Source organism: Thomasclavelia saccharogumia DSM 17460, assembly GCF_000686665.1.
Classification (GTDB): Bacteria; Bacillota_I; Bacilli_A; order Erysipelotrichales; family Coprobacillaceae; genus Thomasclavelia; species Thomasclavelia saccharogumia.
Genome location: NZ_JMLH01000016.1, coordinates 25,828 through 52,446, shown reverse-complemented (window position 1 = coordinate 52,446; position 26,619 = coordinate 25,828). Strand labels below are relative to the sequence as shown.

Genomic DNA, 26,619 nt, shown 5'->3' with positions numbered 1-26,619 from the left:
GGACTTCCAATGATCAGAGCGATGTTCTTAGAAGAGGCAAATGATTATACTTACAGTACAGCAACACAATATCAATATATGTTTGGTGATAATTTCTTAGTTGCACCAGTATATCAAGATACAAATGCTGATGAAGTTGGAAATGATGTTAGAGATAATATTTATTTACCAGGTACATCTGATACATGGATTGATTATTTTACTGGTGAACAATATTTTGGTGGACAGGTTATTAATAGTTTTGATGCCCCAATATGGAAATTACCATTATTTGTAAAAAATGGATCTATTATTCCAATGTATGAAGAGAATAATAATCCAATGGCAGTATCAGAAACAAATGAAAAAGGATTAGATAAGACAAGAAGAATCGTAGAATTCTATCCACATGGAGAAACATCATATGATCTAGTAGAAGATGATGGAATCACATTAAATTATGATGAAGCAACAAATGAACGTGATTATGGAGGAGAAGTAACAACACATATCACATCAAAAGTTGAAGACGATACAGCAACATTGACAATAGGAGCATCAAAAGGGACATATGAAGGATATGATGCAAACAGACATACAACATTTGTTGTAAATGTATCAAAAGAACCAACAGGATTAACAGCAAAAAATGGAAATACAAATGTAGAGTTAACAAAAGTAGGTTCATATGAAGAATTTGAAGAAGCAGCAGCAAACAATGAAGCAGTATACTTCTATGATGAAGCACCAAACTTAAATAAATATTCAATGGATGGGGAAGCATTCAAAGATACAGAAATAACAACGACACCAAAATTATATGTATCATTCCCTAAGACTAATGTTGATGATAACGCTCAAACTTTAGTAGTTAATGGATTTGCTAACGAAGGAAATGTTGCTGCTGATAAGTTAAATGAAAATTTAGCAACACCAGCTAATTTGGTAGCTCCAGAAGAAGAAATAACACCAACAAGTATTAATGTAGCTTGGGATACAGTAGAAGGTGCAACAAGTTACGAATTATTAATTGATGGTAATTTGAATTCTGTAGGTACAATCAATAGTTTCAAACATACAGAGTTAGCTTATGATTCAGAACATACATATCAAGTACGTGCTGTAAATGCTGAGGGATATTCTGCATGGAGTAATGAACTAAGAGTTAAGACATTACTTGATCCATGGAGAAATACTCTTGATGCTACAAATATTCAATGGCCAAATAGCGTTACATATGGAAGTATGTCAAACGCATTTGATCATGATGATGAGACTACTGGTTTCCAATCACCGATGACGAATGGAAATAATAGTATTGTATTTGATTATGGTAATGCTTATGCATTAGATAAATTTGAATTTGTACCATTCTTTATAGGTGATACGATTTATGCAGGTCTTGTCACAAAAATGGATGTTTCTGTCAGCTTGGATGGAGAACATTGGCAAAAAGTCTTTGATGGAAATGAGAATCCATGGGCTTATGACAAAACAACTAAGGTTGTTAATTTTGGCGACAATGTAGTTGGACGCTATGTTAAATTAACGATTTTGGAAACTACTAGAGATTATTTCTCAGCTAATGGATTACATGTTTACAAGAAAGATGGCACTAGTCCATTTGCGGTAGGAAGTATTTCAATTCAAGGAAGAACAGAAGTAACTGATAGTGATTATACAAACTTAAATAATTACAAAGGTTTATCTATTAAAGATGATCCAACCTTTACAAATCAAGTTAAAAATTATGGTATGGATATCAACATGAATGATATCTATGACGTTTATGATTATGCATTTACAATGTTTAAACTAGATGGTGGAACAACTAAGAGAGGATCTGTATCTGGTAATGCATTGTTACTTCCAAATGCTGAAACAGTAAAAGCAGGGGAAACATTTACTATTGATGTATATACTGATAACGTTAAGAATTTAAATGCTATTGGTCAAGTTATTAACTATGATCCTAGCAAAGTTGAATATGTTTCTATTAAACAAGATGCTTCTATTTGTACAATGGAAGATTTGACAGTAAATAAAGTATATGATGATGGAACAGCATATGTAAATATGGCATTTGCTAATAGAGGCGATAAAGACGTTTATAATGGAAGTGGAATTGTTGCAACGATTACGATGACTGCAAAAGAAGACATTACAGTTGCTGATGCAGTAGATTTAAGTAAAGTAACTTTAATTGGACCTAACTACAGTTTTGTTGAATCAGATGTTGCAAATGCTCCAGAAATTCCAGAAGTTCCTGCAATAACTAAGACTTATTATGAATTTGATGATTTTGATATTACAATGACGAATAACTATTATCCAGTAGATGATGGAACAAATGTTAATAGATTTATTCAAAATGGATCATATAATTCTTATGCTACTTTATTTAATGGATCATTTGGTCGTGAATTTGAATTATTATGGGATATTGAATCCAACTATGTTGATGGTAAATTCCCAGAACATGTTAAATTACCAATGACTTTGCATTTTGATTTGAAAGAACCTTCTAAATTAAATGAGGTTTCTGTATTTAATTCACAAACTCAAGGAAATGGATATTTAACTAGTGCTAAAGCTCAATTGATTTTTGAAGATGGTACAAAATCTGAAGAAATTACACTTGAAAACAAAGGTTTTGAGTTTGTATTTGCATGGGATACTGATAAGACTGTTACAGGGGTTGATGTAACACCATTAACAGCTACTGGTAGTGAAGATAACCATATGCTTACTTTGGGTGAAGTGCAATTAAAATATGTTGAAGAAGTTAATGTTGAAAAAATTGCTTCAGCTGATACTAATGTTACTAAATTAAAAGTTGGTGAACTAAGTGATATTAATGCTGTAGTAACACCAAACAATGCACCAAATAAATTCTTCAAAGTAACAAGTTCTGATAGTAACGTTGTTAAAATCGTTACTTTAGCTGATGAAAATGGATATCCAATTTATAAAGCGTATGGAGTTAAAGCTGGTAAAGCTACAATTACTTTAATTTCTGCTGCTGATGAGAATATTACTGCAACTTATGAAATTACAGTAACTAAAGACGGAGAACCAATTATTACTCCAGATAAGACATTATTAGCAATCGCTGTTGATGTTGCAAGCCAAATTACAGAAGAAGATTTAGCTAATGTAGTTCCAGCTGTTGTTAATGAATTTAATGCGGCATTAACGGAAGCTCAAAATATTTTAGCGTCTACAGATGTTACTGAAGAACAAATCAATGCTTCATTTGACCGTTTAGCACATGCTATGCATATGTTAAGCTTTATTAAAGGTGATAAATCATTATTAGAAAATTTTGTAGCTAATGTTGAAGATTTAGTTGCTGATGAATATATCACTTCTACTTGGGAACCATTCGCTGCAGCTTTACAATCAAGCAAAGATGTATTGGCAAATGAAAATGCTATGCAAGATGAAGTTAACGAAGCATATGATACATTAGTAAGAGCATTTGTTGATTTAAGATTAAAACCAAATAAAGATTTATTAGCTGATTTAATTAAGAAAGCAGAAGGAGTAAATGCAGCTTCATATACTGCAGAAACATATGCTGTATTAAATAATCAATTGATTGCTGCAAAAGCAACATTAGACAATGAGTCTGCTGATCAAAAAGCTGTTAATGCTGCATATGCTGCATTGAATAACGCAATTGAGGGATTAGCTGTTGCTGATTCTGGAAATTCTACAACACCAAAACTTCCAGCCAATCCGACTGTTCCAACTGATTTGGAAACTACGATAAAATCTGGTGACAACTTAGTAAAAGAAAGTGCTATAAAAACAGGAGATACAACTAGCTTCACAAGTGTAACTACTTTAGGTGCTTCTCTAGCAGCGATGGCTTACTTAGTTTTGAGTAAAAAAAGAAAAGAAGATTAGTAGATAATATCTAAAGAGGAGTGAAGATACTTCACTCTTCTTTTAGTATAAGTGAGGGATGATGATGAAACTTTATAGAATAGTAATAATCATGCTAATTTGTTTTATGATTGGAGGGTGCCAAGGAAAATCAGAGAAAGACCTTGCTAATCGTACTATTATTGAGCCAGAAACAGAAGTGGATACAGAAGAGCCACAAAAAGCAGAGATTAAAGATTACCCACGCGATACAAGTTCTGGGGAAGTTATAAATATTACGATGGCCCAGATGGAAGAAAAGATGGCTAATAAAGAAACGTTTACGGTATGTTTTGCGACAACTTATTGTATGTATTGTAAACAGCTTCATGCTATTTTAGATAGTTATTTAAAGAACCATCATGTAATTATATATCAGGTTGTCTTAGATTTAGAAAATGCTACAGAGGCAGAAAATTTAGAAATAATTCATAAATATTTTGAGGAATTCTATACAACACCAGGTGTTTTTTATGTCAAGAAGGGGGTAAATAAAAGTTATTTAGATACTTATACATTAGGAATTGAAGAAGAGGTTATTGATCAATGGGTAAGAGAGAACCAAATTGATAGAAAATAAAGACATAAATCATATAAATTATTCTATAATAGAGAGGAGAATTATTTTGAAAAAAAGAAGCATATTATTTTATATACTAGCAGTTATTTTTTTAGCAATTTCGATTTATATGGGGGTTAGTGCATATTTTTCATTAGCCGAGTCAGCAGCTCAATATGATATTTCTTTAATAGATGAGTGGTCTACAGTATTACAAAATATTTTTGCAGCAGCTGGAGGTTTTTTTGCTTTCGCTTGTATTCTTTGTGGAATTGCAATGATATTAGGAAATTTACCAGGTAAAGTTGATGACATAGCTAATTTAAAAAAGAAAAAAATTAAACGACAATCTAATGAAAATAGCGAATCTAAGAAAGATACAGCAGAATAAGCTGTTTATAAATATAAAATTATTTTATTGTAAAACAAAATACCACGTGTTAAACACGTGGTAACAATAAGGTATGGGAAAATTTTTCATGATTTATTTCTATATTAAAATTTCTAGTTCTATTAAAAAGTGTAGATATATTAATTATCTTCAATGATGTTGTTATCAATAAGAAACTTCTTATAACTTTCTAAGTCTACTTTTTCATTACTTGCACATAATGAATCTTTTACTTTTCCATTTTCAACATAATATATTGAAGGAGTTGTTGAAAAATCACCTAATTTTTCATTAATTAACTTTAAATTTTCTTCTTCACTAGTTTTTTCATCATCAAGAATAATGTCCCATAAAGTCAAACCAATTTCTTCAGTATAAGCATCAGTTTCCATAAAAAAGTTTAAACAAGCATTGCAATAAGTCTGTGACAAAAGGACTACAAAAGTTTCATCATTAGCCATTTTATCAAAAACATCCTGCATAGGAATTTTTTTGACAGCACCATTGCCTGGCTGTAGCTCAATAACTGCTTCTTTTTGATTTGAACTGCTAGAAGTAGTAGTACAAGCGCATAATATAAACGATAGTATAATAATTATAAATTTTTTCATATTGCCCCCTAAAAATGTTATTATTTTTAATTATATATATTTTTTTTGAAATAACAATGATTGTTTTATTAGTTTTAGATATGATATATTATATAATAAGATTAGTAATATGAAAGGAAAAATATCATTAATTTATGGTATAGGTAAATGTAGTGAAAAAAAAGATTTGGATAATAATTTTGATAAGTTTTTTACTTACTGCGTGTGGAACATCAAAACAAACAGCAGATAAGAGACTTGTTGGTACGCTCGATAGTACAATGGGAGAGCAAACGTTTTCTTCAACGATCAAGCTTGAATATAATAGTGAGGATGAAACATTGATAGCAGGTGTTTTTAAATATAAATATGATAATCTTGAAAAAACGCAGACAAATAATAATATTCTAGCAGATTTTATTAATCGACAAACGATGATCGATCAAATAGATGGTGTTGAAGTAGAAGCTGATGTTACTGATACAAGTTTTGATTTTGAGGAAAAGTGGAATTATAATCTTGTTGATATAGATAAAGCTTTAGAAGCGGATGAAGAACAAAAGAACTTTATAGAAAATGATAAATATTCATTGAAAAAGATTAAAGAATATTATGAAAAACAGGGATATTCATTTAAAGAAAAAGATATAAAGTAGCAAAAGTATATTGAAAAAACAATATACTTTTATTGTTTTTAGTTAAATGTTTATCAGAATTATGGAAAACGTTTACAGCAAAACTATAAAAATATATACTATAAATGACTATTGATTCTTTTTGTTTGTTGTTATGAATAATAGGAGAACCATATAACAAGATAAGAACAATAGATTTTTAAAAGAAGGAGGACTTATGAAAAAACTATTAAAGATACTTTTAGTATTCGTAATTTCATTACCCGTAATTATTTTTAGTAGTACAGATAATAATGCTGTTTATGCTAATAACATAAGTGGGGATTATTCTTATGAATTAATTGATGAAAATACAATTACTATTTTAAATTATAGTGGTAGTGAAAAAAGTCTAGTTGTTCCAGAAAAAATCGATGGGAAAATAGTTAAAAAAATCGGATATGGAGCTTTTGCAGAATGTAAAAGCATTGAATCATTGGTAATTCCGGAAACAGTTACAACGATTGAAAATTATGCTTTTTCACAATGCAGTCAAATGCAGACGATGATAATTCCAAATTCTGTTGTTTCTATAGGGCAATATGCTTTTGCAGGATGCAGTAGTCTTGAAAACTTAAAAATTCCTAATGAAATAAAAGCAATTTCTTATGGTGCTTTTTTTGATTGTACGAGTTTAAAAAATGTTGAAATTCCTGAGGGCATTCAGACAATTGGCGGAATGGTATTTGGAAACTGTAAATCTTTAGAAACAATCATTCTCCCTAATACAATAACTTCTATTGGTGGAAACGCTTTTTCAAACTGTGTAGGGCTTAAAAGTATTCATCTTTTTGATGGGATAAAGGTTTTAGGGTCTGGCGCTTTTAAAGGCTGTTTAGGACTAGAAGAGATTTTGTTACCAGACACTATAACTAGTATTGGCCAAAGTGCTTTTCAAGATTGTATTAGTCTTGAAAGTATTATAATACCAAATAGTGTAACCGGAATAGGATATGCTGCTTTTAGTGGATGTACATCATTAAAAGAAATTAATATTCCTGAATCAATTATTTCTATAGGAAATGCAACATTTAGTGGTTGTTCATCTTTAGAAACAATAGAGATTCCAGAAAATATTACATCACTAGGTGATAATGTTTTTAGTGGCTGTGTAAGCTTGAAGAGTATTATAATTCCTGATTCAGTAAGAGAAATAGGGACTTCTACATTTAGTTATTGCAGTAGTTTGGAGGAAGTAAAACTTTCAAAAAATTTAACATCAATTCCAACAAGTCTATTTAGATATTGTGATAAATTAGAAACAATAGTAATTCCTAATGGAGTAAAAACTATTGGCGATACAGTATTTGCAGATTGTATGAATTTAAGAAGTGTTACTTTTCCAGATACTATTCGATCAGGTGAAATAGGTAGCCGAATTTTTTCAAATTCCCCTAAAGTAGTGGCTTCAGTAATAAAAGATTCAGAAGCTCATCTATATATGAGAAGAAATTCATACGCTTTTACATTAATTACAACAGGAATAAATTTAGATAAAGTAGAATTAACATTAAATGTTAATGATTCATCTAAATATGTAGCAATTTTATCACCATATACAATTGCAGATAACTCACAATTAATATGGACATCAAGTAATACTGCTGTTGCAACAATAGATAGTAATGGTGTTGTGACTGGTGTATCTGAAGGTGAAGCTATAATTACTGTAAAAACAGCAAATGGATTAAGTGCTGTTAGTAATGTTACTGTAAATGATGAACATACTCCAATTGTAGGAATAAAGTTAAATCAAAATGAACTAATTATGAAAAAAGAAACATCTAGTTCTTTAAGAGCAACAATTAATCCAACTAATACAACTGAAGATAAAAAATTAACTTGGACTTCAAGTGATAATGAAATAGCTACTGTTAGTTCAACTGGAGTATTAACAGCTAGAAAACCAGGTAATGTAATTATTACAGTGACAACAAGTAATGGAATTAGTGATACTTGTAATGTAACTGTAATTAGTGAAATTACGTCAGTAGCCTTAAATCTTACAGCTATTTCTCTTGAAGAAGGGACTTCACAATTGTTAAGAGCTACAATTAACCCAAGTGATACAACAGATTCAAAAGAATTAACATGGAAATCAAGTAATCCTAATGTAGCAATAGTAGATCAAAATGGAGAAGTCACGGCTGTAAAAAAAGGTACAGCAACGATTACTGTTGAAACAGTAAATGGGAAAAAAGCTGAATGTAAAGTGACCGTTGATCCAGCTGTAGTGCTTATTCCAATTGAAAGTATTACCTTGAATAAGACAGAATTAATTCTTGAGGAAGAAGCAAAAGAAACATTAATAGCTACAATCAATCCAAGTAATACTACTGATGACAAAACACTTGTTTGGGAATCTGATGATCCATCAGTAGTAACAGTGAGTCAAGATGGTACTATAACAGCTCAGGCTTCTGGTAAAGCTATTATTACAGTAACTTCTATTAATGGTAAAACAGCTGTTTGTGAAGTTACAGTAATTAAAAAAACAATTCCAATTGAATCTGTACAATTAAACAAAACTGAATTAGTGTTAAAGGCCGGTAAAACAGAAACATTGATTGCGGTAATAAATCCACAAAATACCACTGAAGATACGACACTTAGCTGGACTTCGAGTGATGAAACAGTAGCTGCTGTTGAAGATGGTACGATAATTGCTAAAAAAGCTGGTGAAGCAATCATCACTGTAGCTACAGTTAGTGGTAAGGAAGCTACATGCTTAGTAACTGTATTTGAATTAAATACAGATGAATTAAAAGCTTTAATTGATGAAGCTAAAAATAAAGATGATATTTATACTAAAGATAGTTATACGGCTTTAGCTGATGCAGTTTCTAATGGCGAAGCAGTGCTTAATGATAAAGATGCAACTCAAGAAAATATTGATACAGCAGTTGAATTGTTAAGACAAGCAATTGATAATTTAGTAGAAAGAGCATCTCAAGAGCTATTAGAAACATTGCAAACAAAACTTGAAGAATGTAAAAATTTAGAAGAAAATTATACACCAGAAGAGTTTTCACAATTAAAAGAAATAATTGAAAAAGCTGAACTTTTACTTCAAAATGAATCTGATAATATTTCTAATGAGACTGTTGATCAAGTTTTAAATGAATTAATTGAAGCAAGTGATGCATTATATGTAGTTACAGCAACAAATGAATTAAAAAGTGCTATAACAAATGCTAATGAAATATTAAATAGTGATTTAAGTGAATATTTAGAAGAAAGCGTTACTGCTTTAAGAAACGCTTTAAATGATGCTCAAGCATTAATTGATGATCAATGTCAAGATCTTAGCCTAATCAATGAAGCTGTTAAAAATATAAATACTGCTATTTCTCAAATGCAGAAAATAGTAGATAAAACAGCTTTAACAGCCTTGATCAGTAATGCTGAAATATATCAAGAAGGAAGCTATACAACTGATTCATGGGCAGTATTACAAGAGGCATTAACAGCTGCTAAAAAAGTAGTGGCAAATGAAAATGCTACAGAAACTGAAGTAGAAGAAGCTTTAAATAATTTAGCTGAAGCAATTGAAAATTTAGTCTTAAGAGCAGATAAAACAAGATTGCAAGAAGTTTATGATATGATAGAAGAATTAGATAGAAGTCTATATACACCTGTAAGTTTAGCGGGATTAACAGAACCGATGGAATCTGCTAAAGCTGTATTAGATGATTTAGATGCAACCCAAGAAGAGACGGATAATGCATATGAAGAACTAGTTAGAGGATATCTGAATTTAAGATTAAAAGCTCTTAAAGATACAATTATAGGTTTTGTAAATAAAGTAGATGGTTTAGATCAAAGTAAATATAGCGTACAATCATGGCAACAATTTGAAACAGCACTTAATAGTGCAAAAGAAATAATTGCGGATGAAAATGCGCTTCAGGATGAGACAGATAATGCTTATGAGACATTAGTTAAAGCATACTTAGGACTGCGATATAAACTTGATCGAAATATGTTAGAAGGAATGAAGTAATAACGGAAAGTTAAAATAAAAGGCAATTTATTGGTTGAATTGTCTTTTTTTATAGCAAAATATGGGATAGTTGTCATAAAAATAAGCTGTGAATTTTATAGAGTTTAATTATTTGTTAAAAAGTTCAAAATAATTTTTAATCACTCTAAATACACCTGTTTTTTTATTAGATATAATAATTCACAGATGATTAAAATCTTTATGATGAAGATTTGTATTTATCATCGCCGAAAATTTACCATTTTTGATGGTAAATTAGGGTATTGTTTTATTAATAAAGTAATTAAAAAATAATTTTTAATTATTTTTTAATTTTAGAAAAGGAGGGCTGACTAGAAAAAATTAAATGGGTTTAAATGTTTGTTATTTTAGAGAAAGGGGAAGCAAGATGAAGAAAAAAACAATTCACAAAATAGGTGCATTATCATTAGCGGCAGTATTATCTCTTTCAACAGTTAGTACATCAATGATGGGATTGGCTGCAAAAAATGCTTTATCGAATGAGATTACACAAGCTACAGATGATGCAGGATACAATGTTTTAGGTGCTGTTACTTCTGCGGTATTAGATGGGAATAAAGTAGATTTAACAATCCAAACTGGTGAAAAAATTCGTTTTACATTCTTAGAACAAAATGTATTTAGAATGTATATGGCACCTGAAGGTGAACCATTTAGAGAATATCCAGTCGCAAATAGTAGTGATCATACAGCAACTATTACAAATAAAACAGACGAACAATATGAAAGTGAATATAATGTTGTTCCTACGTTAGAAGAAACTGATACAACTGTTACAATTTCAACTGAAAAAATCAAAATTGAAATTAATAAAGCTCAAACATTAATAAAATTAATGAAGGCAGATGGAACAGTAGTATGGGAAGAAGCTGCACCATTAAAATATAAGACAGGAAGTACAATTCAGACTTTAAAAACTGACGAAGATGAGTATTTCTTTGGTGGTGGAACACAAAATGGACGTTTTTCACACAAAGGAAAAACAATTAAAATCGCTACTACTAATACATGGGTTGATAAATCAGTAACTAGTCCTAATCCATTCTATTGGTCAACAGATGGATATGGTGTTGTAAGAAACACTTGGAAACCTGGTGAATATGATTTTGGATCAAATGATGGTAATGTAGTAACTACTACTCATAATGAAAAACGATTTGATGCATATTATTTCGTTGATGATGAACCTGTTGATATTTTAGGTGATTATTATGAATTAACAGGAAATCCTGCTGAATTACCAGAATATGCTTCATATTTAGGACATTTAAATTGTTATAACCGTGACTACTGGTTAGAAGTACCAGAAGGAACAAGCGGAGCAGTTAAATTAGGAGACAAATGGTATAAAGAATCACAATCTGATAATGGTGGAGAAAAAGAAACATTATTAGGTGATGCTAATACAACTGCTCAACAAATTATCGAAGACCATGAAGAAAATGATATGCCACTTGGATGGTTCTTACCAAACGATGGTTATGGTTGTGGTTATGGTCAAACAGATAGTCAAGCCGGAGATATTGAAAATCTTGGAAACTTTGCAGATTATGCAATTTCTAAAGGGGTTCAAACTGGTTTGTGGACTCAATCAAATTTATGGCCTGCAGATTCATCTAACCCACAAAAAGGTGAACGTGATATTTATAAAGAAGTTGAAGCTGGGGTTCACTCAGTAAAAACTGACGTTGCTTGGGTTGGAGCTGGATATTCAATGGCTTTAAATGGTATTAGTGTTGCTTATGATGCAATCGCATCAAAATCAGGATTAAAACCAAACATTGTTACTTTAAATGGTTGGGCTGGTACTCAACGTTATGGTGGTATCTGGAGCGGTGACCAAACTGGTGGACAATGGGAATACATAAGATTCCATATTCCAACTTATATTGGAACAGCTTTATCAGGACAACCAAATATTGGTAGTGATATGGATGGAATTTTTGGTGGAAGAAATTCAACAGTTCAAACACGTGATTTCCAATGGAAAGCATTTACTACTTATATGTTAGATATGGATGGTTGGGGATCTAACCAAAAATCACCTTGGGCACTTGGTGAAGATGCTACTTCTATCAACAGAACATATCTAAAATTAAAGGCACAATTAATGCCATATATCAACACAATTTCACATGAAGCTACTGCTGAAGGTGGATTGCCAATGATAAGAGCAATGTTCTTAGAAGAAGCAAATGCTTATACTCTAGGAACTAGTACACAATATCAATATATGTGGGGCGATAATTTTATCGTAGCACCTATTTATCAAAATACAAATGCTGATGCACAAGGAAATGATATCAGAAATGATATTTATTTACCTTCAACAAGTGATATTTGGATTGATTACTTTACAGGACAACAATATAGAGGTGGACAAGTATTAAATAACTTTGATGCTCCTATATGGAAACTTCCAGTATTTGTAAGAAATGGATCTATTATTCCAATGTATCCAGAAAACAATAACCCTGAAGCTGTTTCAGAAACAAATACAAGTGGTCTAGATAGATCTCAACGTATTGTAGAATTCTATCCATATGGTTCATCTGAATTTGAAGCATATGAAGATGATGGAAAAACTTTAGGCGGAGCATCTGTTACTACATTATTAACTTCTGATGTAGAAAACGGAACTGCAACTTTAAAAGCTAATAAATCAGTAGGAAGCTATTCTGGAATGGTAAAAGAAAGATCTACTGAATTTGTTGTAAATGTATCTGAAGCACCTACAAGCGTAACTGGTAATGTAGCTGGTGAAGATGTAACATTTAGACAAGTTACAACTCAAGAAGAATACGATGCTGCAACAGATAACGTATACTTCTACAATCCAAATCCTTCAGTAATCGTTAAAGATTATGCTACAGAAGGAACTACTTATGCTGATATCGAAGATACAACAACTCCTAAATTATATGTAAAATCTGCTGAAAAAGTAGACATTACTGCTTATGATTTTACAGTAAACGTTAATGGATTTAAAAATGAACAAGATTTAGGTGAAGATGTTTTAGATGAAAGTTTAGCTGTCCCAACAGGATTAGCAGAAGTATCAAAAACTGATGCTGAAATTACAGTTGCTTGGGATGCTGTAGATGATGCTGTTAGCTATGATATTGAAGTAGATGGTACAGTATTAAGAAATATTACAGATACAACTTATACACAAGTTGATCTATCATATTTAACAAACCATACTTATCGTGTACGTACTGTAGCTGCTAATGGACATTATTCTAACTGGTCAGATTTAGTTACGATCCAAACTGCTGATGATCCATATCGCAATGTTCCTACTGTTACTCCAACATGGGAATATGGTGATTCTTGGGGTGATCTAGAAGGTGGATTTGACCATGATACTAATACAATGTTCCACTCTACAAATGCCGTAACTCCAGATCAAATGTTAACATTAGATTTAGGAGCAGCTTACCAGCTTGATAAATTAACCTATCAGCCACGTATGGATAATAAAGGTAATGGTACTGTTTATCGTATGGATGTTTATGCAAGTTTAGATGGTGTCAACTATACTAAAGTATGGGACGGAAATGCTAATGAAGCATGGACATACAGCAGCAGTATGGATGTTGATGATATTAAAGAAATGCCTTTAAATGGAGTAAAAGCTCGTTACTTAAAATTGAGTGTATTATCTTCAAGAGGTGGATTCTTCTCAGCTTCAGAAATTACACCATATAAATTAGATGGTACAGATGCTTGGGTTGTTGGAGATGTAAATAACTCAGGTGCTGTAGATGATAACGATTTAGTATTCTATGAAAACTATGTTGGATTAAAACCAGTTGATAGTGATTGGGATTATTCAACATTAGGAAACATTGATAATAATGATATTATCGATGCTTATGATATTGCATATGTTGCTAGTATGTTAGGTGATGAAATTACTAATCCTGCTAGTGGCGTTGAAGGTAAGATTGAAATCATTCCTTCAAAAACAGATATTAAAGCTGGTGATACAGTAACATTAAATTACTACGGAATTGGATTAAAGAACGTAAATGCATTTAGTGTTGAAATGCCAGTTGATACTGATTTATTTGAAGTAACTAATTTTGGTTCAGCTTCATTACAAACAGTATTCATGAGAAACTTCTCAAAAACTAGATTCCATTCAGATGGATCTGTAGATAACTATGTATGCTTTACAAATGTTGGAAATCAAGATTTGATTAATGGAACAGGAAGTATCGCAAAAGTAACAATCAAAGCTAATGCTGATTTCACTTGGGATACTAAAGCAACTAGAGCAGTTGTAGTTGGACAAGATTTATCTAAAGCAGATGCTTTAATTGATATTACACAAGTTCCAACAGCACCAGAAACTAAAAATATTTTAGGATCTTCTGATTTTGCAAGCATTACATTCAGTAATGATGTTAAAGAAAACATGACTGGTGATGAATTATGGCAACAATCAAATTGGCGTGATTTATTATTAGATGGTGATAAAGGTGGAACACTTGCTGAATTTAAATGGTATTTAACTTCTTATCCTGAATCTGGAGATATCGCAGAAGAAGTTAAACTTCCTACAGATATGAATTTTGAATTCAACAAAGCTGAACCATTAAAAACAGTAACAGTATATAACCGTACAGGTGGTAACGGTCGTGTAACAAGTATTAAAGCTGTAGCTTATAGTGGTGATACTGAATATGATTTAGGTACATACGATTCTGCACAAGATGAATTTGTATTTACAGTACCTGCTGAAGCTACTAATATTGATCGTGTTGTAATTACTCCAATGACAAGTACTGGAACAGCTACAGGAACTACTACAGGTAGTGAATCAAATCGTATGTTATCATTACGTGAAATTGAATTTGTAACTGATAGTGCAGTTAATGCAACAGGTATCAAATTTGATGAATCAAGTGCTAGCAAAGTTTATGTAGGTGGTTTAGCAGAAGTGTCTGCTACAGTATCTCCAAATAATGCAAGTAATCCATTCTATGATATTACAAGTAGTGATGAAAGTATTGCAAAAGTAATTAAGATTCCAATGGAAGACACATATATTTATGCAGTACAAGGTATTTCTGAAGGAACTGTTACTTTAACAGCAACTTCTGAAGATGGACAATTTGAAGCAACTACTGAATTAGAAGTTGCAGTTGGTGTTGATACATCAGTATTAGATGAACAAATTGCAAAATTTGACAGCTTATATAAAAACTTATACACAACTGAAAGCTATGATCAAGTTAAAGCAGCAGTTGATGCAGCTAAAGAATTAATTGCTTCTGATGAGGCAACACAATCTGACATTGATAGTGCAACAATTAATATTGTTAATGCTATAAATAAACTTGAATTTAAAGGATCTAATACAGATCAACCATCTAGCTTGAACTTAATCCCTCAATCAGGAATGAGCCGCTATGATGAATCAAGTATGTCAGCAGTAGAAAAAGAAGATGCAAGTTATGTAATTGATGGTGATAAAGACACAATTTGGCATTCAAATTATAATAGTGGCTATTCATTACCTCAATATGTAACTATTGATTTAGGTGCAGTATATAACTTAGAACAAGTAGATATGTTAGCACGTCAAAATAGTCGAAATGGACATATTACACATTATCGAATTGAAGTAAGTACTGATGAAGGTGAAAATAAGATCTTTACACCAGTAGTTGAAGGTTATATTGCAAACGATGGTAGCTCAATAGAAGAACCTGGAGTTGCAAAAGAAATTAAATTTGACACAGTAGAAGCTAGATATGTAAGATTTATCGCTATCGAATCATTAGGTGATAGACTTAATGCTTATGCTTCTATTGCAGAATTAAACTTCTATGGTCTTGCAAAAGACGAAGTTGTAGAAACTAATAAAGTAGCTTTACAAATCGCTGTTGATACAGCTAATACATTAAAAGAACAAGGTGCATTAAATAATGTTGTACCAGCTGTTGTTGCTGAATTTGAAAGTGCATTAGCTGAAGCTGAAACAATTTTAGCTGATTCAAGTGCAGATCAAACAACAATCGATACATCATTCTATCGTCTAGCTAACGCTATTCATATGCTAGAATTTGTAAAAGGTGATAAGAGTGAATTAGATGCCTTGATCAATGAAGCTGAAAAATATGAAGAAGGAAATTATACAACTGATTCATGGACAGCATTACAAGAAGCATTAGACGCTGCAAAAGATGTCATGAATGATGAAAATGCATTAGAAAGTGATGTTAATGAAGCATTAAATAACTTGAAAGACGCAATTTCAAACTTAGTATTAAGTGCTGATAAGTCTAGATTACAAGCTAAATATGATGAATTAACAGGATTAGACAGCAGTCTTTACACTGAAGCAAGCTGGCCTCAATTAGAAGAAGCATTAGCAAATGCTAAGGTAGTATTAGATGATTCAAATGCTACTCAAACAGAGGTAGATAACGCTTATGAAGCATTAATTAGAGCTCAATTATCATTAAGATTAATTCCAAATAAAGATTTATTACAAGATTTAATCAACAAAGCTGAAACGTTAAATGCTGCAAATTATACTCAAGAATCATGGGGATTATTTGTACAATCATTAACAGCTGCTCGTTCAGCTTTAGGAAATGAAAATGCGACTCAAGAAGAAGTGGCAGCAGCAATTGAAGGATTAGAAGCTGGAATCAATAGCTTAGTAGCAAATGATGCAGCTACAACTCCTGTAGCTTCAGGAGATACAACAGCAAGCATCAATACTGGAGATTCAACTAGCATGATGACTTCACTTGCTGGATTAGCTTTAGCTTCTGCAATGATCTATGGAGCAAAAAAAAGAAAAAAATCTAATTAATATTTAAAGTATTATATATTTTAAAAATTGTAGGTTTTATCTAATTAAAAAAGAGGAATTTGACCTATATGGAATAATTCCTCTTTTGTTTTATTGATTAAAAAGTTTAATTATATTAAAATATTCAATGTAAGGGGTGTTTAAATTGAAAAGTAAATCAGCAATATTATTTTATGTTTTTTCAGCTTTATTTCTAATTATAACTATATTTTTAACGGTTGACGGATTTATTGGATTAACTGAATCTGCAGCAGAATATGGGGTATCAATGTTAGATGAGTGGGTAACAGTTTTAAAAACACTGCTTTCTACTTCTGGTGGATTCCTTGGTTTTACAATATTATTTTTAGGAATCGGTTTGATTTTAAGTAAATTGAATAAACAAAAATAAATAAAATGTGATGATTGAATTAAGTTAGTTCTTAAAAAATCATCTTTTTTTATAATTATTTATAAAAATTATTATCAAAGAGATATAAAAAAAGAATAGCTATAGCTTGCTATAACTATCCCAATTTTTAATTATTAACTTTCAATTATTAGTTTTATAGAACCAATGTTGCTCATTCCCATTGGTAAATCAAAAAATATATCTAAATATACAAATCCATCAGATGAAACACAGTTTTCTGGTAAAATTAATCTATAAGTTTTATCTGATATTGGATCAGATGAAATATGATACCATGAATTTTTTTGTGGCATAAAAATATCGCCATCTTTACTTGTTGCTAAATGTTTAAACCATAGATCTGTATTTGAACTACTTACATTTATAATAACTTCAACACTATTATCAGTTAGTTTTGTAGCATTAGCTTTAAAAAAAGCAACTTGAGCACTGAAACATGGAGCGTATTGTCCCAAATCATTTAATGGAAGATAACTTTTAGTATTAGTAGTTTTATAATTATTGTAATCTACAGGTATTTTGTAATAACGTTGACTTAGTATAGAATCACCATTTACTGGGGCAATAGCAGCTTTTAAATAGACATAGCCATCTAAAGAAACGCTATCGGCATTAAGAGAAATTGTACTAATTCCCTCATTTAGTGTATAGTATGCTGTGTTTTTATTTGGTATGAAGTTTTCCCCATTTGCATCAGTTGCCAAATGTTCATAATAACCTCTTACTGTATGTAATGTTTCGTTAATAGTAATAATAACATTACCATTATCTTGACGATGAGCAGATATATTGTGTTTTATTAAAGATACTGACATACCATTAATTATTTCATCATCAGGATGAACAGTTAAGAATTGTGTTTGATCAATTTTAGTAGAAGTGTTAGTAATTTGCTTTACTGTATTTTTTTCTAATTGTGATAACTGAGCTGCACTAACATTAGTATAAGAACTAAAAAATAGCATTGTTGAAAATAAACATACGATAATTTTTTTCATAAAAATATTCTCCTTTTCATTATTAGAGTTACATAACTATAAAATAAAAAGTATCATTTGTAATAAAATGTAATATTATATTCTTATTTATTCACATCCTTTCTAATCAAGATATTATCCCATAGTTATGTAATTACTCTCGCAATTAAATATATTTTAATTATAATATAAATTTTAATTGTGTAGTTAATGTTCGCTTTTTTGGACTTATAAAAAAGTTTATATTTATGTATAATAGTAAAAAGTTTGAAAATATTTAATATTGTGATAAAATAAGCTAACTTAAAAAGATTGGAGTGTGTAAATGGAAATATTAATTGAACCAATTGAAGAATCATTAATGGCATTACCAGTTTTATTTTTAGCATGTTTGTTAGTTGAATATCTTTCTAATCGAGATGTAATTAATAAAGTAATGGAATTTGGAAAGGTTGGGCCTTTTGTTGGATCGATATTAGGAAGTATTCCTCAGTGTGGATTTTCAGTTATAGCTGCTAAGTTATATTCAATGCGCTATCTTACAATGGGAACATTGTTAGCTATTTTTATAGCAACCAGTGATGAAGCTCTTGCAATATTAGCGATTCACCCTGATTTGTGGCAAATGTTAGTTTTATTAATTGTTATAAAAATAATTCTTGGAACAGTAGTAGGATTAATAGTTGATCACATAAATCATAAAAATCGTGATAATTATGAATATTTACAAATTGAGCCATGTGATTGCGGTTGTCAAAATGGAATATTCATACCTGCGATAAAGCATACATTAAATATATTTATTTTTATTTTGCTGACTAACATTATTTTAACTATTATTATAAGTGGCATTGGTGAAGAAAATTTGAGTAATTTATTACAAACAAATTGGTTCTTTCAACCAATTATTGCTGGAATCATTGGTTTTATCCCCAACTGTGCAGGATCAGTTATTTTAACACAACTGTATGTAAGTGGTGGTTTAGGATTTGGAGCTTTATTTACAGGATTAACAACAAGTGCCGGAGTGGGAACTTTAGCACTCTTAAGGTATAATGAAGACAAAAAGAATTCGGTAAAGATCTTACTTATTTCGTATGTTGTGGCAATAGCAGCTGGTTATGTAATATCAATTATTATGATTTAGTAGTCAAAAAATGACTACTTTTTTAGTATTATTATGTTATCTTAGGAAATAATAAATAAAAGTGCATATTAAATGATTATTTTAGCTATAAATACTATTATTAGGGTATAAGGAGGAACTAAGCAATGAAAAAAGATGACGATTTAAAAAAGGTTGTATTAATAGGAACAGGATTTGTTGGAATGTCAATGGCCTATTCAGTATTAAATACTGGAGGTATTGATGAATTAGTTTTAATAGATATTGATCAAGAAAAGGCAATCGGTGAAGCTATGGATATAAGCCATGGATTACCTTACAGCAAAAGCAGTTTAAAAGTAAAAGCTGGAAACTATGATGATTGTAAAGATGCAGATATCGTTGTAATAACGGCCGGTGCTGCTCAAAAACCGGGACAGACAAGATTAGAACTAGCTAGTATCAATGCTAAGATCATGAAATCAATTACCCAATCGATCATGGCGACGGGATTTGATGGAATAATTATTGTTGCTAGTAATCCGGTGGACTTAATGAGTTATGTTGTGCAAAGAGTATCTCATTTACCAGCTAATAGGGTAATTGGCAGTGGAACGATTTTAGATACTGCTAGACTTAGATATTTATTGAGTGAATTTTTAAATATTTCTTCAACAAATATTCATGCTTACATTTTAGGAGAACATGGTGATTCATCATTTGTACCATGGATGAATACTTATATTGGATGCAAAAGCATGATGGAATATATCGTTGAAATGAATATTGATATGAATCAGCTGCATAATATATACAAAGAGGTGCAACAAGCAGCATATGAAATCATTAAAAGAAAAAATGCAACTTATTATGGAATAGGGTTATCATTAAATCGTTTGATTAGTGCAATATTTGGAGATGAAAATGCGATATTAACTGTTTCAGCATATCAGCAGGGGGAATATAATCAAGAGGGTCTATATATTGGTGTTCCAGCAATTATTAATCGACAAGGAATAGCTAAAGTCATACCATTATCTTTAAATAATGTTGACCAGGAAAAATTTGATAAAAGCTGCGAAACATTAAAAGAAATGATTGATACGGAATTAGAAGCAATTATTAATAGTTAATGATATAATAATTAGGAAAGCAGGTGGTAAAATGAAAAAGGTACTCAGTGTTTTCCTAATTTTATTTTTTGTAGTAGGATGCAATCAGGAAAAACAAATAGATACAGTGATAAATGATACTAATATTGTAAAGGAACAAAGAAATAGCTTTATAAAAGATTCAAGAGAAATTGTTATTGCTAAAGAAGAACCAGTAAATGAATCATTACCACAGGAAAGTTTACCAATCGTAGGAAATAGTCGTTTAATTGTAATTGATGCTGGACATCAGCGTTATGGTAATAATGAACAAGAACCAATTGGACCAGGTGCTAGTGAGACAAAAGCAAAAGTGACAAGCGGAGCAACCGGCGTTGTCACTGGAAAGTTAGAATCTTTAATAAATCTAGAAGTAGCATTTAAATTAAAAGATAAATTAGAAGCTAGCGGGTACCAAGTTATTATGGTTAGAACAAGTCAGGATGTTGACATGTCAAATAGTGAACGAGCAAAAATTGCTAATGAAAATAATGCTGGGGCTTTTATTCGGATCCATTGTAATAGTGACAGTTCAAGCGGAGCTAAAGGAGCTTTAACAATAGCACCTTCTACTTCAAATCAATACTGTCATCAAATTGCTGATGCTTCACAAGCATTATCAAAAAGTGTTTTAAATAATATATGTAATGAAACTGGTGCTAAAAATCGTGGTGTTATGATTAGCGATACAATGAGTGGGATAAACTGGTGTCAAGTTCCAGTAACGATTGTGGAAATGGGTTTTTTATCTAATCCAGAGGAGGATCGGTTATTATCTGATAGTAATTATCAAGATAAGATTGTAAGTGGAATAGTTAAAGGAATTAATGAGTATATGAATTAAAGATTCAAAATGAATCTTTTTTTTGATAAATATAATAATTGCCTGGGGAATAATTTGATTCTATATCAATTATAAATTTATGTCGTGTTTTAAAGATTAGATGATTTGATAGAATATATGAAATGATAATGGAGATAATGATTAATTATAAAGAATAATGTTTTTTTGATTTTTTACTAAAAATTATTTAGATTATATGCTAAAATATAACAATGTGAGGTGTTAACATGGATGATTTTATTCGACCAAATCCAAAACCTAAAAAAGTAGTAAAAAAGAGTCATTTTAAAGAGACAATATTTATTGTTTTAATGATCATCTGTCTAGGAATTGGGTTTGTTTCAGGTTATATAGTAAAAAAGACAGATATAAGTTTTAATAATAATGGAACAGATACATCACTACTAGATGAAGCATATGAAATCTTAAATGAATATTGGTATAATCCCAATGATACAGAAGTTGATATTGAAGGAAATTCAATTGCCGCATTAGTTAATTCCTTAGGTGATATACATTCATCTTACTTTACTTTTGAAGAATCTGTTGCTTTTAATCAAAGCGTTGAAGGAAACTTTGATGGAATCGGGGTTGCTTATATTTCTTTAGATAATGGAATCATTATTACTAAAGTATATCAAAACAGTCCAGCTAGTCAAAGTAATATTCAGGTAGGTGATACTATTACTGATGTCGATGGTACCAGTATTGCAGGTAAGAGTGCGGATGAAGTAAAAGAACTTGTAAGAGGGCAGGCCGGTACTAAGGTAAAGTTAACGGTAATAAGAGATGGTAAAACTTTTGATGTTGATGTAGAACGTGGCAGTGTAGAAACAGCGGTGAATGGTGAAATAAGAGAAGAAAATGGCAAGAAATTTGGCTATATTGAAATCAGTACTTTTGGTACAACAACAGGTGAAGAAATCGAAAATATTTTGCGTTCTTTTGTTGATGAACAGATAAGTAACTTAGTCATTGATTTACGTGGTAATGGTGGAGGCTATTTAGTAGCTGCTAATGATGTACTTGATCTTTTTGTTGATGAGGGTAAGACAATTTATCAGATGAAAGAGAAAAATGGGGCTATTCAAAAAACTAAAGCAGGCGATGGAAATAAATATAATTTTGCTAATAATTATATTTTGGTAGATGGGGATACTGCATCAGCATCAGAAGTTGTTGCTGGTGCATTACAAGAATTATGTGATTTTAAGCTGATTGGAACTCAAACATATGGAAAAGGTACAGCTCAGACACAAAAACAGTTAAGTGATGGTTCTGTTTTGAAATATACTTATGCTAGATGGATGCTGCCAAGTGGAACATGGATCAATGGAAAAGGATTGACACCAGATTATTTAGTTGAAAATATTGATATTAGTGATATTTCGACCAAGGCTATTGATCAGAGTTTAAGCTATGATTGTGTTGATGATCGTGTTTTAACGATGCAAAAAGGGTTAAAAATATTAGGTTATGATTGTAAAAGAGAAGATGGTTATTTTTCTAGTGATACAGTTGAAAGTTTAAAACAGTTTGAAAGTGCTAATAATTTAACCATAGATGGCATCTATGATGATAATGACAAGAATGTATTAATAAGTAAAATATTGATTTATATTAATGATATAAGTAATGATAATCAGTATAAAAAATTATTAGAGATAATGTAATTGAGATAAGAAGAGTAAATTATTAGCTCTTCTTTTTAAATTAGAAAAATGTTATATAATCATATGATGAGTTATGTTTTTTATTGTCATGGGTATAATTCTTTTAACTTGGTTGTTTTCTTGATATAATAGAAAAGACTTATAGGAGGTGGATAAATGCATCAATTTAAATTAGTTTCTCCCTTTAAACCCATGGGAGATCAGATAGAAGCAATTGAACAATTAGTAGCTGGTGTAAAGGCAGGGAAAAAAGAACAGGTTTTATTAGGAGGAACAGGAACAGGAAAAACTTTTACTGTTTCTAATGTTATTGCTGCAGTTAATAAACCGACACTTGTTTTAGCTCACAATAAAACATTGGCAGGACAATTGTATTCCGAATTAAAAGAATTTTTTCCAGAAAATAGAGTTGAATATTTTATTTCCAACTTCGATTTTTATCAACCTGAAGCTTATATTCCAGGAAGAGATTTATATATTGACAAAAATGCTAAAACTAACTATGAAATTGAAATGCTTAGAAGCGCTGCGATGAATTCATTAATTGAACGGGAAGATGTTATTGTAGTAGCATCAGTAGCTTCAATATATGGTCTTGGTAATCCCGAACAATATAAAGAAATGATTTTTGCTTTACGTGTTGATCAGGATATTGATCGTAAAGAACTATTAACATATTTAGTTGATCGTCAGTATCAGCGTAATGATATTGAACAAACTAAAGGTACTTTTAGGGTTCGTGGTGATGTGATTGAAATTGTTCCAGGTCATAGTGAAAATTATTTAATTAGAATAGAATTATTTGGCGATACTGTGGAAAGAATAACCGAGGTTGATCCTTTAACCGGACATGTTTTAGCTTCTTATAATACATATACGATTTATCCTGCTTATGGTTATGTTACTAAAAAGGAACAAATCTTAAGAGCTTGTGATACTATTAGTGCTGAATTAGAAAAACGATTAGAAGAATTTAAAGCTGAAACTAAGTTATTAGAATTAGAACGTTTAGAACAAAGAACACGACATGATGTTGAAATGTTAAAAGAGGTAGGTATGTGTCCAGGAATCGAAAATTATTCTCGCCATATTGATGGCCGTAAAGCTGGACAAAGACCATATACTTTAATTGATTATTTTCCTAAAGATTTTTTAATGATCGTTGATGAAAGTCATGTTATGTTACCTCAAGTAAGAGGAATGTATAACGGTGATCGTTCGCGTAAAGAAACTCTTGTTGAGTATGGGTTCAGATTACCTAGCGCTTTAGATAACCGTCCGTTAAGGTTTGAAGAATTTGAAAAAATAATTAATCAAGTAATTTATGTTTCTGCAACACCTGGTGATTATGAGTTAGAACATGTAAATAATCAGGTCGTTCAGCAGATTATTCGACCAACAGGGTTACTTGATCCAAAAATAGAAGTTCGGCCTACTAAAGATCAAATTGATGACATTATCAATGAAATCAAAATTCGTCAAAATAAAAATGAACGTGTACTAATTACAACATTGACAAAAAGAATGGCTGAAGATCTTAGTGTTTATTTAAAAGAACTAGGAATTAAGGTTGCTTATTTACATAGTGATACTAAAACATTAGAGAGAACAGAAATTTTAAGAGATTTACGATTAGGCAAATATGATGTTCTAGTAGGAATCAATTTACTTAGAGAAGGGCTTGACTTACCGGAAGTAAGTTTGGTCTGTATTCTTGATGCTGATAAAGAAGGCTTTTTAAGAAGTAACCGTTCATTGATTCAAACTATTGGTCGAGCTGCTCGTAATAGTAATGGTGAAGTAATCATGTATGGTGATAAAATTACCGAATCGATGGCATATGCAATTGAAGAAACCAATCGACGTCGTAAAATTCAAGATGCTTATAATAAAGAACACAATATTATTCCTACAACGATCCATAAAGAAATTCGTGATGCGATCCGTGGTCAAGAAGTTATCGATGATGCTGCAAGCCTTGTAAAAAAAGGCCGTAAAGCAAATAAGAAAGATAAACAGGCAATGATTCATGAACTAGAAAAACAGATGAAAGATGCTGCAAAAGTATTAGACTTTGAAAGAGCCATGGAATTAAGAGATATCATATTGGAGTTGCAGGGTGAAAAATAAATTTCAATTTGATTATCCCGTAAATGAAATTTTTAAGGATATTGAAAGCTTAAATGGTCGTGCTTTTCTTGTCGGAGGAATAGTTCGTGATATGCTGCTTTATGGAAAAGTTGATTATCATGACGTTGATGTTGAAATATATGGTTTGACGATTGAACAGTTAGAAAATATTTTGAATAAATATGGTGAAGTAAATTGTGTCGGTAAGTCATTTGGAATTTTAAAATTAGATTGTTTGACAAATTATGATTTTGCACTTCCTAGAACAGAAAAAAAAGTAGGCAAATATCATCAAGATTTCAAAGTTGAAGTCGATAAAGATTTAGATTTTAAAGCAGCTTCTTCAAGACGTGATTTGACGATCAATGCGTTAATGTATGAAGTGAAAACAGGTAAAATTTATGATTTTTATCATGGTCTTGATGATTTAAAACGAAGAACTTTGAAAATGGTAGATCGAAAAACCTTTCCTGAAGATCCCCTTCGGGTCTTAAGGATAGCTCAGTTTGCATCTCGGTTTGACTTTTATATTGAGCCAGAAACTAAAAAAATATGTAAAGAAATGGTAAAAAAAGGATTACTAGAGAATTTAAGCAATGAAAGAGTATTTCAAGAATACAACAAATTACTTTTGAGTAATCATCCATCAATTGGATTATCTTTTCTAAAAGAAATAAATGCGCTATTTCCATGTTTAGATGTATTATCAAGAACAATGCAGCGTTTAGATTATCACCCTGAAGGAGATGTATGGCGTCATACTTTATTAGTAACAGATTTAGCTGCGCTGTGCTGTCAAAAGACAGGTAATCCGTTAGGTTTTATGTGGGGAGCTTTACTCCATGATATTGGCAAGCCTCTTGTCACCACAAAAGAAGGTCATGCCCCAAAACATAATGAGGCTGGAGTAAAAGTTTTTAATGAGCAATTAAAAGCATTCATTCCTGATAAAAAACTACAACGTTATATTAAAACGATTATTTATTATCATATGCATTTAATGAATATCGTTAGAAATGGTGCTAAAGATTATAGTTATTTAAAAATTTTAAAAGAAATTGACGGAATTATTAGAATAGAAGACTTAATTTTAATAACAAAATGTGATAAACTAGGTAGATACAAAGATGAACATGAAAGTATTAATAATTTTGATCGTGTAATGAAAGAAAAAATGGCTCGATTAGGAACGACAGCAAAAAAACCATTAGTTAATGGAAATGATTTAAAAAGCTTAGGAATCAAAGAGTCATCGAAATATCGTGAACTGTTAGATTGGGCATATGATCTTCAGTTAAGAGGTCATGATAAACCAGCAATATTAAGGATGATAAAAGGTAGGTAG

15 protein-coding genes are annotated in these 26,619 nt (G+C 30.9%); 13 read left to right on the top strand and 2 right to left on the bottom strand.

All coding sequences use genetic code 11. The annotated features are described in order from the left end of the window. The 3 genes from BR82_RS15180 to BR82_RS0105280 form a co-directional block, all read left to right on the top strand. A partial coding sequence (locus BR82_RS15180) for a discoidin domain-containing protein (protein ID WP_147590213.1) occupies nucleotides 1-3,891 on the top strand: 3,891 nt, incomplete at its 5' end. Between the two features lie 64 nt (nucleotides 3,892-3,955). Continuing rightward, complete coding sequence (locus BR82_RS0105285) at nucleotides 3,956-4,489, top strand: thioredoxin domain-containing protein (RefSeq protein ID WP_027089343.1); 534 nt, start codon at nucleotides 3,956-3,958, stop codon at nucleotides 4,487-4,489. 46 nt (nucleotides 4,490-4,535) lie between these two features. Continuing rightward, nucleotides 4,536-4,859, top strand: coding sequence for a hypothetical protein (locus tag BR82_RS0105280; RefSeq protein WP_027089342.1), 324 nt, complete (start codon nucleotides 4,536-4,538; stop codon nucleotides 4,857-4,859). A gap of 140 nt (nucleotides 4,860-4,999) precedes the next feature. Here BR82_RS0105280 and BR82_RS0105275 read toward each other — a convergent pair whose 3' ends face one another. After that, nucleotides 5,000-5,470 carry a hypothetical protein gene (locus BR82_RS0105275; RefSeq protein ID WP_027089341.1) on the bottom strand — a complete coding sequence of 157 codons (471 nt, stop codon included), beginning with the start codon at nucleotides 5,468-5,470 and terminating at the stop codon, nucleotides 5,000-5,002. 152 nt (nucleotides 5,471-5,622) lie between these two features. Between BR82_RS0105275 and BR82_RS0105270 the strand changes: the two genes are divergently transcribed. From BR82_RS0105270 to BR82_RS0105255, 4 genes are all read left to right on the top strand, one after another. After that, nucleotides 5,623-6,105: a hypothetical protein gene (locus tag BR82_RS0105270; RefSeq protein WP_027089340.1), complete on the top strand. Its 483-nt coding sequence runs from the start codon at nucleotides 5,623-5,625 to the stop codon at nucleotides 6,103-6,105. Between the two features lie 196 nt (nucleotides 6,106-6,301). Further along, the gene (locus tag BR82_RS16280; RefSeq protein ID WP_051592747.1) at nucleotides 6,302-10,126 is read left to right on the top strand and encodes a leucine-rich repeat protein; all 3,825 of its coding nucleotides are present in this window, start codon (nucleotides 6,302-6,304) and stop codon (nucleotides 10,124-10,126) included. A 388-nt stretch (nucleotides 10,127-10,514) separates the two neighbouring features. Further along, nucleotides 10,515-16,982, top strand: coding sequence for a discoidin domain-containing protein (locus BR82_RS15160; RefSeq protein ID WP_161635121.1), 6,468 nt, complete (start codon nucleotides 10,515-10,517; stop codon nucleotides 16,980-16,982). Between the two features lie 145 nt (nucleotides 16,983-17,127). Further along, nucleotides 17,128-17,373, top strand: coding sequence for a hypothetical protein (locus BR82_RS0105255; RefSeq protein WP_027089339.1), 246 nt, complete (start codon nucleotides 17,128-17,130; stop codon nucleotides 17,371-17,373). A gap of 134 nt (nucleotides 17,374-17,507) precedes the next feature. Here the strand turns inward: BR82_RS0105255 and BR82_RS0105250 are convergent, their stop codons facing one another. Further along, nucleotides 17,508-18,392: a hypothetical protein gene (locus BR82_RS0105250; RefSeq protein WP_027089338.1), complete on the bottom strand. Its 885-nt coding sequence runs from the start codon at nucleotides 18,390-18,392 to the stop codon at nucleotides 17,508-17,510. 304 nt (nucleotides 18,393-18,696) lie between these two features. Here BR82_RS0105250 and BR82_RS0105245 point away from each other — a divergent pair, with 304 nt between their 5' ends. The 6 genes from BR82_RS0105245 (at nucleotide 18,697) to BR82_RS0105220 (ending at nucleotide 26,619) form a co-directional block, all read left to right on the top strand. Beyond that, nucleotides 18,697-19,518, top strand: coding sequence for a putative manganese transporter (locus BR82_RS0105245; protein WP_027089337.1), 822 nt, complete (start codon nucleotides 18,697-18,699; stop codon nucleotides 19,516-19,518). Between the two features lie 125 nt (nucleotides 19,519-19,643). Next, nucleotides 19,644-20,609, top strand: coding sequence for an L-lactate dehydrogenase (locus BR82_RS0105240; protein WP_027089336.1), 966 nt, complete (start codon nucleotides 19,644-19,646; stop codon nucleotides 20,607-20,609). 31 nt (nucleotides 20,610-20,640) lie between these two features. After that, nucleotides 20,641-21,471, top strand: coding sequence for an N-acetylmuramoyl-L-alanine amidase family protein (locus BR82_RS0105235; RefSeq protein ID WP_027089335.1), 831 nt, complete (start codon nucleotides 20,641-20,643; stop codon nucleotides 21,469-21,471). 227 nt (nucleotides 21,472-21,698) lie between these two features. Beyond that, nucleotides 21,699-23,144 (top strand): S41 family peptidase, encoded by a 1,446-nt coding sequence (locus BR82_RS0105230; RefSeq protein WP_027089334.1) that lies wholly within the window; start codon nucleotides 21,699-21,701, stop codon nucleotides 23,142-23,144. A 156-nt stretch (nucleotides 23,145-23,300) separates the two neighbouring features. Continuing rightward, complete coding sequence (gene uvrB / locus BR82_RS0105225; protein ID WP_027089333.1) at nucleotides 23,301-25,274, top strand: excinuclease ABC subunit UvrB; 1,974 nt, start codon at nucleotides 23,301-23,303, stop codon at nucleotides 25,272-25,274. Continuing rightward, nucleotides 25,264-26,619, top strand: coding sequence for a CCA tRNA nucleotidyltransferase (locus tag BR82_RS0105220; RefSeq protein WP_027089332.1), 1,356 nt, complete (start codon nucleotides 25,264-25,266; stop codon nucleotides 26,617-26,619). The genes uvrB and BR82_RS0105220 overlap by 11 nt, the downstream gene beginning before the upstream one ends.